General features: G+C 62.8%; 18 protein-coding genes. 14 read left to right on the forward strand and 4 right to left on the reverse strand.

Features of this window, described 5'->3' with window-relative positions; all coding sequences use genetic code 11:
- Positions 1-293 precede the first annotated feature (293 nt).
- From rpmI to H0241_RS21130, 6 genes are all read left to right on the forward strand, one after another.
- Positions 294-497: a 50S ribosomal protein L35 gene (rpmI, locus tag H0241_RS21105; protein ID WP_006201248.1), complete on the forward strand. Its 204-nt coding sequence runs from the start codon at positions 294-296 to the stop codon at positions 495-497.
- Positions 498-535: 38 nt separating this feature from the next.
- Positions 536-937, forward strand: a complete 402-nt coding sequence (rplT, locus tag H0241_RS21110) for a 50S ribosomal protein L20 (protein ID WP_006201247.1) — start codon at positions 536-538, stop codon at positions 935-937.
- Between the two features lie 161 nt (positions 938-1,098).
- Positions 1,099-2,184: a phenylalanine--tRNA ligase subunit alpha gene (gene pheS / locus H0241_RS21115; protein ID WP_181059784.1), complete on the forward strand. Its 1,086-nt coding sequence runs from the start codon at positions 1,099-1,101 to the stop codon at positions 2,182-2,184.
- Positions 2,181-2,615 carry a GFA family protein gene (locus H0241_RS21120; RefSeq protein ID WP_181059785.1) on the forward strand — a complete coding sequence of 145 codons (435 nt, stop codon included), beginning with the start codon at positions 2,181-2,183 and terminating at the stop codon, positions 2,613-2,615. Before pheS ends, H0241_RS21120 begins: the two co-directional genes overlap by 4 nt.
- Positions 2,615-5,023 carry a phenylalanine--tRNA ligase subunit beta gene (gene pheT, locus H0241_RS21125; protein WP_181059786.1) on the forward strand — a complete coding sequence of 803 codons (2,409 nt, stop codon included), beginning with the start codon at positions 2,615-2,617 and terminating at the stop codon, positions 5,021-5,023. Before H0241_RS21120 ends, pheT begins: the two co-directional genes overlap by 1 nt.
- A gap of 48 nt (positions 5,024-5,071) precedes the next feature.
- On the forward strand, positions 5,072-5,674 hold the full coding sequence (locus tag H0241_RS21130; RefSeq protein ID WP_181059787.1) for a nucleotidyltransferase family protein: 603 nt from the start codon (positions 5,072-5,074) through the stop codon (positions 5,672-5,674).
- A 231-nt stretch (positions 5,675-5,905) separates the two neighbouring features.
- Here the strand turns inward: H0241_RS21130 and H0241_RS21135 are convergent, their stop codons facing one another.
- A complete protein-coding gene (locus H0241_RS21135) occupies positions 5,906-6,901 on the reverse strand; it encodes an aldo/keto reductase (protein WP_181059788.1) in 996 nt (331 codons plus the stop codon).
- Positions 6,902-6,997: 96 nt separating this feature from the next.
- On the opposite strand from H0241_RS21135, the gene H0241_RS21140 reads away from it, so the two are divergent.
- The 4 genes from H0241_RS21140 (at position 6,998) to H0241_RS21155 (ending at position 10,480) form a co-directional block, all read left to right on the forward strand.
- The gene (locus tag H0241_RS21140; protein ID WP_181059789.1) at positions 6,998-7,888 is read left to right on the forward strand and encodes a LysR family transcriptional regulator; all 891 of its coding nucleotides are present in this window, start codon (positions 6,998-7,000) and stop codon (positions 7,886-7,888) included.
- Positions 7,889-8,196: 308 nt separating this feature from the next.
- Complete coding sequence (locus H0241_RS21145) at positions 8,197-8,775, forward strand: cytochrome b (RefSeq protein WP_181059790.1); 579 nt, start codon at positions 8,197-8,199, stop codon at positions 8,773-8,775.
- 67 nt (positions 8,776-8,842) lie between these two features.
- On the forward strand, positions 8,843-9,418 hold the full coding sequence (locus H0241_RS21150; RefSeq protein ID WP_181059791.1) for a YceI family protein: 576 nt from the start codon (positions 8,843-8,845) through the stop codon (positions 9,416-9,418).
- Between the two features lie 75 nt (positions 9,419-9,493).
- Positions 9,494-10,480 (forward strand): Gfo/Idh/MocA family protein, encoded by a 987-nt coding sequence (locus tag H0241_RS21155; protein WP_181059792.1) that lies wholly within the window; start codon positions 9,494-9,496, stop codon positions 10,478-10,480.
- Between the two features lie 86 nt (positions 10,481-10,566).
- On the opposite strand, the gene H0241_RS21160 is transcribed toward H0241_RS21155, so the two are convergent.
- Together H0241_RS21160 and H0241_RS21165 are read right to left on the reverse strand one after the other, a co-directional pair.
- The gene (locus H0241_RS21160) at positions 10,567-11,430 is read right to left on the reverse strand and encodes an alpha/beta fold hydrolase (RefSeq protein ID WP_181059793.1); all 864 of its coding nucleotides are present in this window, start codon (positions 11,428-11,430) and stop codon (positions 10,567-10,569) included.
- Positions 11,431-11,476: 46 nt separating this feature from the next.
- On the reverse strand, positions 11,477-11,842 hold the full coding sequence (locus tag H0241_RS21165; protein ID WP_181059794.1) for a VOC family protein: 366 nt from the start codon (positions 11,840-11,842) through the stop codon (positions 11,477-11,479).
- Between the two features lie 148 nt (positions 11,843-11,990).
- Between H0241_RS21165 and H0241_RS21170 the strand changes: the two genes are divergently transcribed.
- Positions 11,991-12,299, forward strand: a complete 309-nt coding sequence (locus H0241_RS21170) for a hypothetical protein (RefSeq protein ID WP_210285023.1) — start codon at positions 11,991-11,993, stop codon at positions 12,297-12,299.
- 59 nt (positions 12,300-12,358) lie between these two features.
- A complete protein-coding gene (locus tag H0241_RS21175; protein ID WP_181059795.1) occupies positions 12,359-13,249 on the forward strand; it encodes a sigma-70 family RNA polymerase sigma factor in 891 nt (296 codons plus the stop codon).
- Between the two features lie 36 nt (positions 13,250-13,285).
- On the opposite strand, the gene H0241_RS21180 is transcribed toward H0241_RS21175, so the two are convergent.
- On the reverse strand, positions 13,286-14,002 hold the full coding sequence (locus tag H0241_RS21180) for a GntR family transcriptional regulator (RefSeq protein ID WP_181059796.1): 717 nt from the start codon (positions 14,000-14,002) through the stop codon (positions 13,286-13,288).
- A gap of 104 nt (positions 14,003-14,106) precedes the next feature.
- Here H0241_RS21180 and H0241_RS21185 point away from each other — a divergent pair, with 104 nt between their 5' ends.
- Together H0241_RS21185 and H0241_RS21190 are read left to right on the forward strand one after the other, a co-directional pair.
- A complete protein-coding gene (locus tag H0241_RS21185; RefSeq protein WP_181059797.1) occupies positions 14,107-14,646 on the forward strand; it encodes an autotransporter in 540 nt (179 codons plus the stop codon).
- A 284-nt stretch (positions 14,647-14,930) separates the two neighbouring features.
- On the forward strand, positions 14,931-15,629 hold the full coding sequence (locus tag H0241_RS21190) for a DUF4019 domain-containing protein (RefSeq protein WP_181059798.1): 699 nt from the start codon (positions 14,931-14,933) through the stop codon (positions 15,627-15,629).
- Position 15,630 lies beyond the last annotated feature (1 nt).

Here is a 15,630-nt window from a genome sequence, read left to right on the forward strand (position 1 = left end):
CCGAAACTTCCGCATTCTCCGGTCCTGTAGCCATGCTGCCCGTCTCATCCCCAGCCTCCGTTCGCTGGCGATAAAACCGGACAACTCATCTGCTACCTAATCCGGACAACTCGTGTGCTTACGACACGCAGCGCCTGAGGTGTTGCGCGCGCGCCTGCTTTGACGTATAGGACCGCGTTCCAAAAAACCGCCCGGCAGGGCATGCCGTGGCGGTTTCATTTGCTTTTCGGGCTTTTGGTCCGCCCGAAGCGAACAAGAAGCGCGATTGTGCGCCACCAATACGGAGTAGCAAAATGCCCAAGATGAAGACCAAATCGGCCGCCAAGAAGCGGTTCAAGATCACAGGTACGGGTAAAGTCCTGTCGGCTGCGGCCGGCAAGCGTCACGGCATGATCAAGCGTTCCAACAAGTTCATTCGAAATGCCCGCGGCACGATGGTTCTGGCTGAACCGGACGGCAAGAAGGTCATCAAGAATTTTCTGCCGAACGGCCTCTGAGCATTCGGTCGGAACAGCGTTTTTAAGGAGATCATGACATGGCACGCGTAAAGAGAGGCGTCACCTCGCACGCCAAGCACAAGAAGGTCCTGAAAGCCGCGAAAGGCTTCTACGGCCGCCGCAAGAACACCATCCGCATCGCCAAGCAGGCGGTCGAAAAGTCGCTGCAATACGCTTACCGCGACCGCAAGAACCGCAAGCGCTCGTTCCGCGCACTGTGGATCCAGCGCATCAACGCCGCGACCCACGAACATGGCCTGACCTATGGCCGCTTCATCGACGGCCTCAACAAGGCCGGTATCGAGATCGATCGCAAGATCCTGTCCGACATGGCCATCCATGAGCCGCAGGCTTTCGCCGCTCTGGTCGCCAAGGCCAAGGTCGCGCTCGAATATCTGAAGAACACCACGCCGAATGCTTTTGAAAGCGCTGTCGCCTAAGACCAGCGCTTCCCAAGCTATTCAACACTTGATTTGGGGAACCCGCGCTGGCACGGCTGGCGCGGGTTTTTCTTTTGCCTAGAGCGTCTTTGTTTTTGCGCAATTCCGGACGGAAAACCGTTTCACACTTTTCCTGGAATTGCTCCAATCGGATCCGGAACATGAGTGACATGGATACTCTCGAAAACTCCCTGATGGCCGACATCGCATCGGCCGGCGACGAGGCGTCGATCGAGGCGGTTCGCGTTGCCGCACTCGGCAAGAAGGGCTCGGTCTCCGAAATGCTGAAGACGCTGGGCGCGATGAGCGCCGAGGAACGGCAGGTCAAGGGCCCGGCGATCAACGGCCTGAAGAACCGCGTCACCGAGGCGCTAACGGCACGCAAGGCCGAACTGAAGGACGTGGCGGTCACTGCCCGGCTCGCCGCCGAAACGGTCGACGTAACGCTGCCGGTGCGGCAGTCACCGGCCGAGCGCGGCCGCATCCATCCGATCAGCCAGGTCATCGACGAGATCGCGGCGATCTTCGGCGATCTCGGCTTCGCCATCGCCGAAGGCCCTGACGTCGAGAGCGACTATTACAATTTCACCGCGCTGAATTTCCCCGAAGGGCATCCGGCGCGCGAGATGCACGACACCTTCTTCTTCCAGCCGGACGAGAAGGGCGAGCGCAAGCTGCTGCGCACGCACACCTCGCCCGTGCAGATCCGCACCATGGAGAAGCAGAAGCCGCCAATCCGCATCGTCATCCCCGGCAAGACCTACCGGCAGGATTCGGACGCCACCCACTCGCCGATGTTCCATCAGGTCGAGGGGCTGGTGATCGACAAGTCGGCCAACGTCGCCAACATGAAGTGGGTGCTGGAGGAGTTCTGCAAGGCGTTCTTCGAGGTGCCGCAGGTGAAGATGCGCTTCCGGCCGTCCTACTTCCCGTTCACCGAGCCGAGCCTCGAGGTCGACATCCAGTGCGACCGCTCGAAGCCGGGCGAAGTGCGCTTCGGCGAAGGCTCCGACTGGATGGAGATCCTCGGTTGCGGCATGGTGCACCCCAATGTTCTGCGCGCCGGCGGGCTCGATCCCAACGAATATCAGGGCTTTGCCTGGGGCATGGGCATCGACCGCATCGCCATGTTGAAATACGGCATGCCGGACCTGCGCGCCTTCTTCGACGCCGACGTGCGCTGGCTGTCGCATTACGGCTTCAGGCCGCTGGACATGCCGACACTGTTCGGAGGGCTCTCCGCATGACGGCGCCACACACCGGTGGTTGCCGCTGCGGCGCGGTGCGGTTCGAGGCTTCGGCCGAACCGCACCATGTCAGCTATTGCCATTGCGGCGATTGCCGGCGGGCCAGCGGCGCGCCGGTATCGGCCTTTGTCGGCTTTCTGACCGAGCAGGTGGCTTTCACCGGCAAGGCGCTGAAGATGTATGAGAACGGGCCGGTGACGCGCTCGTTCTGCGGCATTTGCGGCTCGCCGATCGCCTATGTCGATGAGCGGCTGGAAGACCATATCTATTTCATGCTCGGCGCCATGGACATGCCGGCCTATTTCCGGCCGACGCACCATGCCTATGTGCGCGAGCAGCTGCCTTTCCTGCATATGCCCGACGACCTGCCGCGCCATTTGAAGACAAGCGTACCCAGACCTGACGGGTACAGACAAAACGGAACACAGTGATGAAACTCACCCTCTCCTGGCTCAAGGATCATCTGGAGACCGACGCCACGCTCGCCGAAATTGTCGAGCGGCTGACTTCGATCGGCCTCGAAGTCGAGCATGTCGACGACAAGGCCAGCCTGAAGCCCTTCGTCATCGCCAAAGTGCTGACGGCCGTCCAGCATCCCGATGCCGACCGGCTGCGGGTGCTAACGGTCGACACCGGTGACGGCAAGGCCCCTGTCCAGGTGGTATGCGGCGCGCCGAATGCCCGCGCCGGCCTGATCGGCGCCTTCGCCGCGCCTGGCACCTATGTGCCCGGCATCGATGTGACGCTGACCGTCGGCAAGATCCGCGGCGTCGAAAGCCGCGGCATGATGTGCTCCGAGCGCGAGCTGGAGTTGTCCGACGAGCATAGCGGCATTATCGACCTGCCCGCCGATGCGCCTGTCGGCACCAGCTTCGCCGCCTATGCGCATCTCGACGATCCGGTGATCGAGATCAATCTGACGCCGAACCGGCCGGACGCGACAAGTGTGTATGGCATCGCCAGGGATTTGGCGGCAAGTGGCCTTGGCCGTCTCACCGGCGGTGGGATCATGCCGCATGTCGGCGACGGCTTGTGTCCTGTCAAGGTGACGATCGAGGCGCCGGAGCTCTGCCCGGGCTTCGCGCTAGCGCTGGTGAAGGGCGTCAAGAACGGCCCGTCGCCGAAATGGCTGCAGCAGCGGCTGATCGCCATTGGGCTGAGGCCGATCAGTGCCCTGGTCGACATCACCAACTACGTCACCTTCGACCGCGGCCGGCCGCTGCATGTGTTCGATGCCGCGAAGGTCGCCGGAAACCTCACCGTGCGCCGCGCGCGGGACGGCGAGAAGGTGCAGGCGCTCGACGGGCGTGAATACACGCTGACGCCGGAAATGTGCGTGATCGCGGACGACGACGGCGTCGAATCGATCGCCGGCATCATGGGCGGCGAACATTCCGGCTGCGACGAGAACACCACCGACGTGCTGATCGAATCGGCACTTTGGGACCCGATCACCACCGCGCGCACCGGCCGCACGCTCGGCATCATCACCGATGCGCGCTACCGTTTCGAGCGCGGCGTCGATCCTGAGTTCATGGTTCCAGGGGTCGAGCTGGCGACCAAGCTGGTGCTCGATTTCTGCGGCGGCACGCCGAGCGAGATCGAGGTCGCCGGCTACGCTGGCCATAGCCCGAAGATCGTGTCCTTGCCGCTGTCGGAGGTGAAGCGGTTGACCGGCATCGAGGTGCCCAGGGCGGAAAGCCTCGACATCCTGTCGCGTCTCGGCTTCGCGCCGCGGGGTTCGGGCGATATTGTCGACGTCAAGGTTCCGTCGTGGCGGCCGGATGTCGATGGCAAAGCCGACCTTGTCGAGGAGATCATGCGCATCCACGGCGTCGACAACATCGCACCGCAACCGCTGGGTGCCCATGACGCGGTCAATTCCAAGATTCTGACCACGCTGCAGGTCCGCACCCGCACCGCCAAGCGCTCGCTTGCCGTGCGCGGCATGATGGAGGCCGTCACCTGGTCGTTCATTCCGGCCAGGCACGCCGAACTGTTCGGCGGCGGCCAGACGGCGCTGAAGCTCGCCAATCCGATCGCCGCCGATATGTCGGATATGCGGCCTTCGCTGCTGCCGGGCCTGATTACGGCCGCGCAGCGCAATGCCGACAAGGGCATTGGCGACGTCGCGCTGTTCGAGGTCTCCGGCACCTATGAGGGCGACGGCCCCGACCAGCAGCGGCGCGTTGCCGCCGGCGTGCGCCGCGGCACGGCAAAGCTCGACGGCTCCGGCCGCAGCTGGGCCGGCAATTCGGGCCCGGTCGGCGTGTTCGACGCCAAGGCCGACGCGATTGCCGCGCTCGAGGCCTGCGGCGCCCCGGTCGACCGGCTGCAGATCGAGCCCGGCGGCCCGGCCTGGTATCATCCCGGCCGCTCCGGCACGATCAAGCTCGGGCCGAAGACGGTGCTGGGCACATTCGGCGAATTCCATCCGAGGACGCTGGAAGTGCTCGACGTTTCCGGGCCACTCTGCGGCTTCGAGGTCTATATCGACGCCGTGCCGGAGCCGAAGGCCAAGCCGACGAAGACCAAGCCGAAGCTGGAGCTTTCCGCCTTCCAGGCGGTGAAGCGCGATTTTGCCTTCGTCGTCGACAAGACGGTGGAAGCCGGCACGCTGGTACGCGCGGCTTTGGCCGCCGACAAGAAGCTGGTCACCGGCGTTTCGGTGTTCGACGTCTTCGAAGGCGCATCGCTCGGTGCCGCCAAGAAGTCGATCGCCATCGAAGTCTCGATCCAGCCGGTCGAAAAGACGCTGACCGACGAGGATTTCGAGGCGCTGGCCAAGCGCATCGTCGACAATGTCGGCAAGCAGACGGGCGGCGTGCTGAGGACGTAGAGCGGCGAAGGGATTGCCGAGCAATGGCGAATCGCCCTCCAAAGGGCGATGGACCATTTGCGCTATTCCGGGCTGCCATTCGAAACGCAACGGGCCGCTTTTTTCGATATCGTGTCGGCCGACCCGCTGGTCCGCGACGCGCTGACGCGGGCTCGCGCGCTCAACCTGCCGGACTGGCTGGTGGTGTCCGGCGCGCTCTACAACAGCGTTTGGAACCATCTGACCGGCAAGCCTTCGGGCTACGGCATCAAGGACGTTGATCTATTCTACTTCGATGACAGCGACCTGTCCTACGAGGCCGAGGACGCGGTTATCCGCCGGGCGGCGCCGCATTTCAAAGGGCTGGCGCTGCCGGTCGAGGTGCGCAACCAGGCGCGGGTGCATCTGTGGTATCCGCAGAAATTCGGGCAGCCCTGCCCGCGCTATACGAGTTCCAGCGAACCCATCAGCCATTTTGCCTCGAAGACGCATGCGGTCGGGGTTCGATACGATGCCGGCGGGCAGCTGGAGCTGGTGGCGCCGTTCGGGCTGGATGACCTCTTTTCGTTTCGCATCACACCGAACCGGGTGACGGATAATCAGCGCACGCATGAGGCGAAGGGGGCGCGGGCGAAGGAGTGCTGGCCGGAGATTACGGTGGTGCCTTGGTAGGGGGCTCGGAGATAAGAAATGTCGGCGCGAGGCGCCCCCCTCTGTCCTGCCGGACATCTCCCCCACTTGGGGGGAGATTAGCGGCTTCGGCGCCCCCGCCCATTTCTCCAACGTCGGCGATTAGCGAAAGCCGGGGCGACATCCAATCTCCCCCCTCGTGGGGGAGATGTCCGGCAGGACAGAGGGGGGCGCTGTCCCGCCAGCGTCTCAACGCAAGCTGATGTTGAAGGCCTAGCCATTCACCAGCGCCAGCAACTCCTCCGGGTAGCGCTTGCCGACCACCTTGTCGGGCGACAGCGCATCGCCGATCGCCGCCACTTCAGCCGCGCTCAGTTCGATCCCCGCCGCCGCCGTGTTCTGCTCGAGATGGCGGATTTTCCGTGCGCCGGGGATCGGCACGATGAAATCGCCCTGGTGCAGCACCCAGGCGAGCGCCAGCTGCGCCGAGGTCACGCCCTTTTCCGTTGCCAGCTTTTCCAGCGTCGCGATGGCCTTGGCATTGGCGGCCATGGCGTCTGCCTGGAAGCGCGGCAAGGTGCGGCGCCAGTCGTCGTCGCTCAAGGTTTCTGGCTTGGCGATGGTGCCGGTGAGCAGCCCGCGGCCGAGCGGGCTGTAAGGGACGAAGCCGATGCCGAGTTCGCGGCAGACATCGAACACCTCGTCTTCGGGGTCGCGGCTCCACAGCGAATATTCGCTCTGCACGGCAGCGATCGGATGCACGGCGTGCGCCCGGCGGATGGTGGCGGCACTGACCTCCGACAGGCCCAGCGCCCGCACCTTGCCCTCGCGCACCAGTTCGGCCATGGCGCCAACCGTGTCCTCGATCGGCACGTTGGGATCGACGCGGTGCTGGTAGTAGAGGTCGATGACATCGGTATCGAGCCGCTTCAGCGAGGCTTCCGCCACCGCCTTGACGTGCTCAGGGCGGCTGTCGACGCCGACCATGCGCTCGATGCCTGAGCCTTCCTCGGAAATCTTGAAGCCGAATTTGGTGGCGATCGTGACCTTGTCGCGCACAGGCTTCAGCGCCTTGCCGAGCAGAATCTCGTTCTCATAGGGGCCGTAGACTTCGGCCGTGTCGAAGAAGGTGACGCCGATGTCGACGGCGCGGCGCAGCGTGGCGATTGCGTCGGCCTCTGCCTGACCGCCATAGGCGAAGCTCATGCCCATGCAGCCGAGGCCGACGGGATAGACCTTCAATTCTGTTCCTAGCTTGCGGGTTTGCATCACGTGTCTCCTTGTTGCGATGCGACTGAGGTAATGCCTTGAACCATGTTCGATAATCGCCTCTTATTCGTACAGGCTGTTCCAAGAGATAGATCAATGAATCGCGCTCATCTTTCGCAACTGGCGGTGCTGGCCACCGTCGCCCAATGCGGCAGCTTTCGCGGCGCCGCCAGGGAACTGGCCATTGCGCCATCGGCGGTCAGCCATGCGGTGTCCAGCCTGGAGGCGCGGCTTGGCGTGCGGTTGCTGGCGCGCAGTACGCGCAGCGTAGCGCCGACCGAGGAGGGTGCGCAGTTGCTCGAGCGGCTGCGGCCGGCGCTGTCGGAGATCGATCTGGCGCTGGAAACGGCGATCGAGGCGCGCGACCAGCCGGCCGGCAATCTCAGGCTCAGCGTGCCGCGCACCGCCGCCCATCTGGTGCTGACACCACGGCTCGGCGCCTTTGCATCGGCCTATCCCGATATCGTGCTGGAAATCGTCATCGAGGATCGCTTCACCGATGTCGTCGAAGGCGGCTTCGATGCCGGCGTGCGGCTCGGTGAGAGCCTGCAGCGCGACATGATCGCGGTGCGCATAGGACCAGACCTTCGCGGCGCCGTGGTCGGCGCGCCGTCCTATTTCGCGACCATGCTTAGACCGCAGCATCCGCGCGATCTTGCCGATCACCGCTGCATCCGCTTCCGCTTTTCCAGCGGCATTCTCTACCGCTGGGAATTCGAAAAGGATGGCGAAGCGATCGAATTCGCCGCTCAAGGGCCGCTGATCCTCGACGAAGACCATCTGATCGCCCAGGCAGCGGTCGACGGCGCCGGGCTCGCCTTCGTCTTCGAGGATTATGTCCGCGCGCCGCTCGCCGACGGCCGGCTGATCCGCGTTCTGGAAGACTGGTGCCCGCCCTTCGACGGTTTCTTCGTCTACTACCCAAGCCGCCGCCAGATGCGCCCGGCGCTGCGGGCGTTTGTCGATTTCTTCAGGGTCGGTGGATGAGAGCGAGTAGGAGCGAAATGGTCGCTTCGGCTTGAACTCACACAGCCGACGTCAGCGCTGCCCCTCACCTGCCTGCCGGCATCCTCTCCCCGTAAACGGGGCGAGGGACGCTCTCCTCGATGATTTCGCCAATCACCAGCGTTGCAGAAAGAGCGGTGCCGGGGCAGCTCTGCTTCTTTCTCCCCGTTTACGGGGAGAAATGCCCGGCAGGGCAATGAGGGGCGGCGCCGGCATCGGAAATTGTCTCGCCTCATAGACGGTCGCCGCCTCACACGGAAGAAAGGCCACCTGCCATTCGTTTATTTGCCATGCAGGCATCGATCACCAACAACGCAACCCGCTACGGCTGGGCGGCCATCGTCCTTCACTGGCTGATCGGTATCATCTTCATCGGCCAGTTCGCGCTCGGCTTCGTCATGGTACGATTGACCAGCCAGCGCACCGCGTTCGAGCTCATCCAGCTGCACAAATCCTTCGGCTTCCTGCTGCTCGGCCTCATCATCCTGCGCATTGCCTGGCGGCTCGGCAATGCGGCGCCGGCACTGCCGGCCTCGGTCGGAGGCCTGGAGCGCCGCACCGCGCCGCTGGCGCATCTGGCGCTCTATGCCTTCCAGCTCGCGCTGCCGCTGTCCGGCTGGGCACTGGTTTCGGTGTCGATGCTGGAGATCCCCAGCATGCCGTTCAACCTGTTCGTGATGCCCAATCTGCCGCTCGTCGAATCGGATGCCGCGGAAAGCTTCTGGGCAGCCGCGCACTGGTATCTCGCCTATGCCGGCATTGCGCTGGTCGCGCTGCATGCGCTGGCGGCGCTGCGCCACCATTTCTGGCTGCGAGACAGCGTGCTCACGCGTATGATCACGCCTTCGTCAGATGGCGATGTGGAATAGGGCACGCCGCGTATTCGTTCATGGAGGAAAGACGCAGGACTTTGCCTGCCCCAGAAGGACAAAACCCATGTATGCGCGCATCTTCGGATTGGCGGCGGTTGCCGCTTGCCTTGCCATGCCTGTCCTGGCCGCGGTGGACCTTAACGACGCCGCCGGCAGCTACACGGTCAATCCAGCCAGCTCCAGCATCCGCTTTTCCATCGGCAAGGTCGGCGGCGGCGGCCTCGACGGCGCATTTGGCCGCTTCAAGGGCTCGATCCGCATCGACAACAGCGATGTCGGGCGTTCGCAGGTCAACTTCACTATCTATCCCGAAAGCGTCGGCACCGGACAGGGCCGCATCGACGCCTTCCTGCGCTCGGACGCGGTGTTCGACGCCGCCAACAGTCCCGAAATTCAGTTCCGCTCGACCAGCGTCACGCGCACCAGCGATACCACGGCGCTGGTCAGCGGCCGGCTGACGGCGCGCGGCAAGACGTTTGCGGAAAAGTTTACAGCCGAACTCGGTGGGCTGAAGGGCGGCACGATCAAATTCCACGTCACCGGCAAGGTGCTGCGCTCTCGCTACGGCATGGATGTCGGCACGCCGATCTATTCGAACATCGTCGACTTCGACATGACGCTGACGGGGAAAAAGGGCTAGCGCGCCTGTCGCTAATTGGCTTTTCCCCCAAATTCGGGCAAACCTCCTCGCCTATAAATCGATAGGAGAAGCCTGATGTTCCGATGGGGTGTTTTGTCGACGGCCAAGATCGGCCGCGAGCAATTGTTGCCGGCAATCGTCGAGGCCGAGAATGGTGTTCTGTCGGCCATCGCCAGCCGCGACCTGTCGAAGGCCAAGGCCTTGGGCGAGCGGTTCGGCGCCAAACATGCCTTCGGCTCTTATGAGGAACTGCTGGCGTCGAAAGAGGTCGACGGCGTCTACATCCCGCTGCCGACCTCGCAGCATGTCGAATGGACCGCCAAGGCCATCGAAGCCGGCAAGCACGTGCTGGTGGAAAAGCCGCTGGCGCTCGACGCCAAGGATATCGCGCCGCTGATCAAGCTGCGCGACGCCAAAAAGGTGCTGGTGTGCGAAGCCTTCATGGTCATCTACCACCCGCAATGGATCAAGGTGCGCGACCTCATCGCCGACGGCGCCATCGGTCGGCTGCGCCATGTGCAGGGCGCTTTCTCCTATTACAATGTCGACCCGACCAACATGCGCAACCAGCTCGATCTCGGCGGTGGCGCGCTGCCCGACATCGGCGTCTATCCGACCGTGTCGACGCGCTTTTGCACTGGCAAGGAGCCGCTGCGCGTGCAAGCGACGATCGAGCGAGACAAGAAATTCGGCACCGACATCTACTCCTCGATCCGCGCCGATTTCGGCGATTTCGAACTGTCCTTCTATCTGTCGACGCAGATGGCGGCGCGGCAGGTGATGGTGTTCCACGGTGAGAAGGGTTTCATCGAGGTGTTCTCGCCGTTCAATGCCGGGCTCTACGACCATCACCGCATCGAACTCCACAACCAGAACCACACCGAGGCGCAGGTGTTCCGCTTCCCCGGCACGCAGCAATACCGGCGCGAAGTCGAGACTTTTGCGCGCGCGGCACAGGGCGGCAAGGAACGCGTCTTCACGCTGGAGGAATCCGTGCTCAACCAGAAGGTCATCGACGCCATCTTCCGCGCCGGCGGCAAGGAAGGCTGGGAGACAGTCTGATCCTGACGTATTTAGCCGGTTAATCTCATGGAAGAAGGGCGCCCGCATCATGCATGCGGACGCCCTTTGCTACTGAACTGACTATCTCACGCGCCGCTGAGCGCCAGGTGCAAGGTCTCGGCGAAGCGGCCTGGATAAGGGGCAAAGCCCATATGGTCGCCGGGAAAGGCTGCGCGCTTGGTGCCGAGCCTCTCGGCCAGCGCCTTACCCATGCCGTCGATCGGCTGGCCGATGGATTCTTCTCCGATGCCGACCACGACAGGACGGCCGCGCAGCGCCTCGACATCGGGCCGGTAGAGCGACAGCGGAATGACGCCATGCGCCAGCCAGTATTCGAAATTGCCGCTGACCCTGGCAAAGGTCTCGGCCTCTTCGGGTGACGGTTCGAACGAAGGCGGCCCGTCCTGCGACCCGGCATCGTGCGACCCGGTGTCGACGTGATCCGGCCCTTCCGACAGGCCATTCTCGCTAAAGAACTTCTGCATCGCCGCCTCGACGCTGTGGCTGCGATAGGTGTCGTGGAGGTCGCGCATTCCGGCCAGCGCCGGCGACGGGTCGTCGAGCAGCATCATGCTGGGCGGCTCATGCGCCACCAGCGCACGCACCCGGCCGGGATGACGGGCGGCGAGGTTGAGGCCGATCTGGGCGCCGCCGCTGGTGCCGAACACATAGGCCGGCCCGGCGCCGAACGCCTCGATCAGCCGCGCCGCATCGTCGCCATGGACGTCGAGGTCCTGTTCTTGCGGCTCCCCGTCGAAGGTGCTGCGCGAATTGCCGCGCGGGTCGTAGGCGACCACCGTGTAGCGGTCGGCGAGGTGGTGCGCGACATCGGCGAAGACGCCGGCGTCCTGCGGTCCGCCGGGGATGATCAACAGCACGGGGCCGGAGCCGCGCATCTCATAGTAGAGACTGGCGCCAGGTACTTTCAGCGTCGACGATTTGTATGTCATGTCCATCTCTCCTGTTGGTTTTCGGAATCGGTCTGGCGCGCGCCGCTCATTTGCTGGCGACAACCATGCGATTGCCCTCGCTGTCGCGGAACTCGGCGACGGTGCGGCCCGGCTGCCAGGGCGCTTCCTGCGGCTCGGTGATGATTTCGACGCCGCGCGCCTTCAATGCAGCGATCGTCGCCTCGACATTGTCGTCGACCAGCACCAGAACCGGCTCTGTGCCCGGCGCGTCATCATCCCGCTTGGTGAAATGCAAATTGGTGACCGCGAAGGGGAACGCCAGTTCGATCCAGCGCCAACCGCTGTCGCCCATAGGCTGGTCGGCTATGAGCTGGCAGGCAAGGTGTTCGGTGTAGAAGGCCTTCGCGCGGTCCTGGTCGATGACAGGCAATTCGGCAAACTGGATGTGCATGATGGTCTCTCCTTGCTCCTGCTGGCTGCCGCGCAGCCGTCCACGGGGGAAAGACGATATGGACGATCGAAAAGATTCGCGGCGGTGAGAATCTTTTCGACGCCGCAGAACGTCTTCTCCATGCAGACTTGAAAAACAGGAGACGACAATGGGCTACAATCTCATCCGCTACGGCGTGAAGGATGAAAGCATCGCCGAGAACCGTATGCTGGTGGCAAAGGTGTTCGAGGCGCTCGACGAAACCAAGCCGCAATCCGTGCGCTACCTCGTGCTGGAACTGGAGAATGGCGAATTCGTCCATCTTGTCAGCCAGGACGGCGACGGCCTGACCGGGCTCGCCGCCTTCAAGGCCTTCAGCGCCGACCATGCCGGGCGCCGCTCGACGCCGCTTGCCAGATCGCCGGCAAAGATCGTCGGCAATTATCGTATGCTGGCCGGCGAGGTCGTGCCGGCCTGATTGCAACCACAGGCACGGCGTTGGCGCCGTGCCAGAGCGGCCCTCTTGGGGATGACGGGATGAACGCAGCAAAACTCGACCGGCCGGCACTGGAGGCGATGCTTCGCGACTTGCGGCCGAAGCTGCACCGCTACTGCGCCCGCATGGCCGGCTCGGTGATCGATGGCGAGGACATCGTCCAGGAGACGCTGATCAAGGCGCTGCAGGCCATTGACGGCGACGCCTCTGTCGAGCGGCCCGAGCAATGGCTGTTCCGCATCGCCCACAATGCCGCGCAGGATCATCTGCGCCGGCGCCAGCGGGAGCAGGCGCGCATGAGCGAGACCGACATGACGACGATCGAAGACCCCTCGGCAAACGCCGATGCCAGGCTCGCCACCGCCGCCAGCCTGCGCAGGTTCATGCAGCTGGCGACGGCGCAGCGCAGTGCCGTGATCCTGGTCGACGTGCTTGGCCTCAGCCTGCACGAGACCTGCGAGGTCTCGGGCGCGACGCTGGCCGCGACCAAGGCGGCGCTGCATCGCGGGCGGGCGCAGCTGCGACTGCTGGCACTACAAGATGAACAGACGCCCGCCCCAAAGCTCGACGCCGAGGACGAGCGGCGCCTGCGCCGTTATGTCGACCTGTTCAACGCGCGCGACTTCGACGCCGTACGCGCCTTGATTGCCGAGGACATCCAGCTCGACCTCGTCAACCGCACCCGCATGCGCGGCAAGGCGCAGGTTTCCATCTATTTCGGCAATTACGACCGCGCCAGCGACTGGGCGCTGTCGCTCGGCTTTGTCGACGGCAGGCCGGCGATCCTGATCCGCAACCCGGAGACGCCGGAAAGCGGTGTGCGTGGCTTCATGCTGGTCGATTGGCAGGACGGAAAGGTTAGCGAGATCCGCGATTTCCGCTATGCGCCCTATTGCCTTGCCGACGCGGAAATCCGCGTCATCGACGAATGAGCGAAGCGGCGGCTGGAGAGCATAGGCCTCACAGCTTCAGGCGAAGCTTTGCAGATTAGCGTCCTGCAGCTTGGAGCCTGCGAGCAAAGCTTCGAGCACCTGCTTCTTGAGCGACAGGCACTGCGAACGGGCAAGCTTTGCGATGGCCGAGACCTCGGCCACCTCGCAGGCAAGCACGAGTTCCTTCTGCTGGCCGATGATCGCTTGCGTGAAGTCGCGCGATTTGAAGCCGAGATGGAGAACGCGCTCCGACTGGTCGAGGATCTGGTCGAGCAGCCGCGCCAGCCGCAGGTTTCCCGAAAGCTCGGCCAATGCCAGGCGAAAGGCGCGATCGGCGGCAAGGAAGGCGACATGGCTGCGCAACGTCTCCGGCTTTAGAACCTTTTGCGCCGCCAGCCTGATATCGTCGAGCCCACGCTCGGTGAGGTTTGCCGCGGCCACCCGGAACACTTCCGGCTCGATCAGGCTGCGAACGTCAAAAATCTCGTTGACGTCGCGCAGGCTGAGCGGTGCGATGACATAGCCCCGCCTAGGCTCGCTCTTGATCAGCCCTTCCTGCGTCAGCCGGGCAAGTGCCGAGCGGATCGTCGCCTTTCTGATCTGGTAGCGATCGCCGATCTGCTTTTCGGTCAGGCTTTCGCCGGGGCGCAATACGCAGGCGACGATGTCGCTCTTCAGCTGCTCATAGGCCTCCTCGCTGCGCAAAATATCGGCGGTCGAGGGTGATGCGGCTGCGGATTTCGGGGCGATCATGTCAGGTCTTCCGTTCGGGCGATCCAGTTGACGCTGGTTCCGGCATTCGCTAGCCTGAGCATCTCAGTCATAAGTATTAAGCTTCTTAAGAGGGATAACTGACAATGCCTCTTGCCGCCAACTCGCCTCTCTACGCCGTAACCGCCGATATCGTCAACGCAGCCAAAGGTCCTGATGCCTTCGATCGAGTGAAGGCGGTGTTGCGCGAGCACACCGACCGTTTTCACGCCTCGGGCGAGCTTGCCCATGAAGAGGAAGACGATGAGGTGCTGCTGCACGCCAGCCCCGACTTGACCATCTACCACATCACGCTGTCGCCCGGCCTGCAGTACCCGGCGCACAACCATCTGATGGATGCGCTGATCGGCATCTACAAGGGCAGCGAGACCAACTTCATCTACCCCGTCGACGGCAGCGAGATCGATACACCGGAACGCCAGGACATCGCAGCGCCCGCCGTGGTGCACATGACGCCGGACACGGTGCATGCCGTCGCCAACACCGGCAGCGCCCGCTCCGGCGCGCTGCATGTCTATCTCGGCAATCTGACGGAAACCCACCGCCATATGTGGAGCCCGGACAGCACACAGGCCGAACCGTTCGACAATGAGCGGTATCTGGCTGGGGCGAGACCGATCGGGTAGGCAACGTTGAAGAATTGCCAATTATGGCTCTTCGCCGTTTCTGGCGAAATATTTCGATGCCTACTGCATAGGCCTAACAAAACTTGGAACTTGGTATCCTTAAACCATTCTTGAGCCAAAAACTTTTACTTGCGTATTAACTATACAGAGCTGCCTCATTTTCTGGTCGCAATTTCATCCAGGAATACACCTCGCTCTTTATCCAACAAATCCCAAGTAGGCTATTGTAAATCTACTACGAAACGCTATCGTCCTGCATATTCAATAGCACCGGGGGGTGTATTTTGGTTGAGGTACGCGCGCGCGCGCCACGCCGTTTTGTCAAAGGTCAAATAACCATCGACATCGCCATCGCTTTCGCGTTTGGCGTTGCTTTCCTTTGTATAATGCTCACTTTTGCTGTCTTTTTTCCAAACCCAGAACCATTCCAAGCAAGAGTTTTCATTACAACGCTCGCTTTAGCCGCTGGCGGCGTTGGCGCGATGCTCCCCGGATCCATCGAGGTTCGGTTCAAGGGCGTGCTCCGCGCAGGAGGGGCCTTGGCGCTAATGGCTTTGGTATATTCTCAAGAACCGGCGATCACTCGCTCCGCTGTGACGCTCATTGAACCTAGCGCTGACGCCAAACCTCTTGCGCTTTCATTTGTCGCCGACATCGACAGTGGAGATGTAACTGGTTCCTGGGCTGAAATGGATCAGGAAGTGATCGGCAAGTCACCTGCTGATTTTGAAAACTGGAAAACAATCTACGAGAACTTTCGAAAGCCACTTGGCGCCGTAGATTCACGTGTCTTGGTGGGAACGAACCGGGCTGAATCACCGCAGGGATACCCAGTTGGTCTGTATCAATCCTATCTCTTCAGAACTAGATTCCATGTTGATACACAGTGCCGTAGCGAGCAAGTCGTCTTGCGGGCGACCCAAAACAAGACGTGGACAGTCACCAGCTATCAAATCAGCCCAACGACTATACCGTGCCAATAGG

It is taken from the genome of Mesorhizobium neociceri (genome assembly GCF_013520985.1).
Classification (GTDB): Bacteria; Pseudomonadota; Alphaproteobacteria; order Rhizobiales; family Rhizobiaceae; genus Mesorhizobium; species Mesorhizobium neociceri.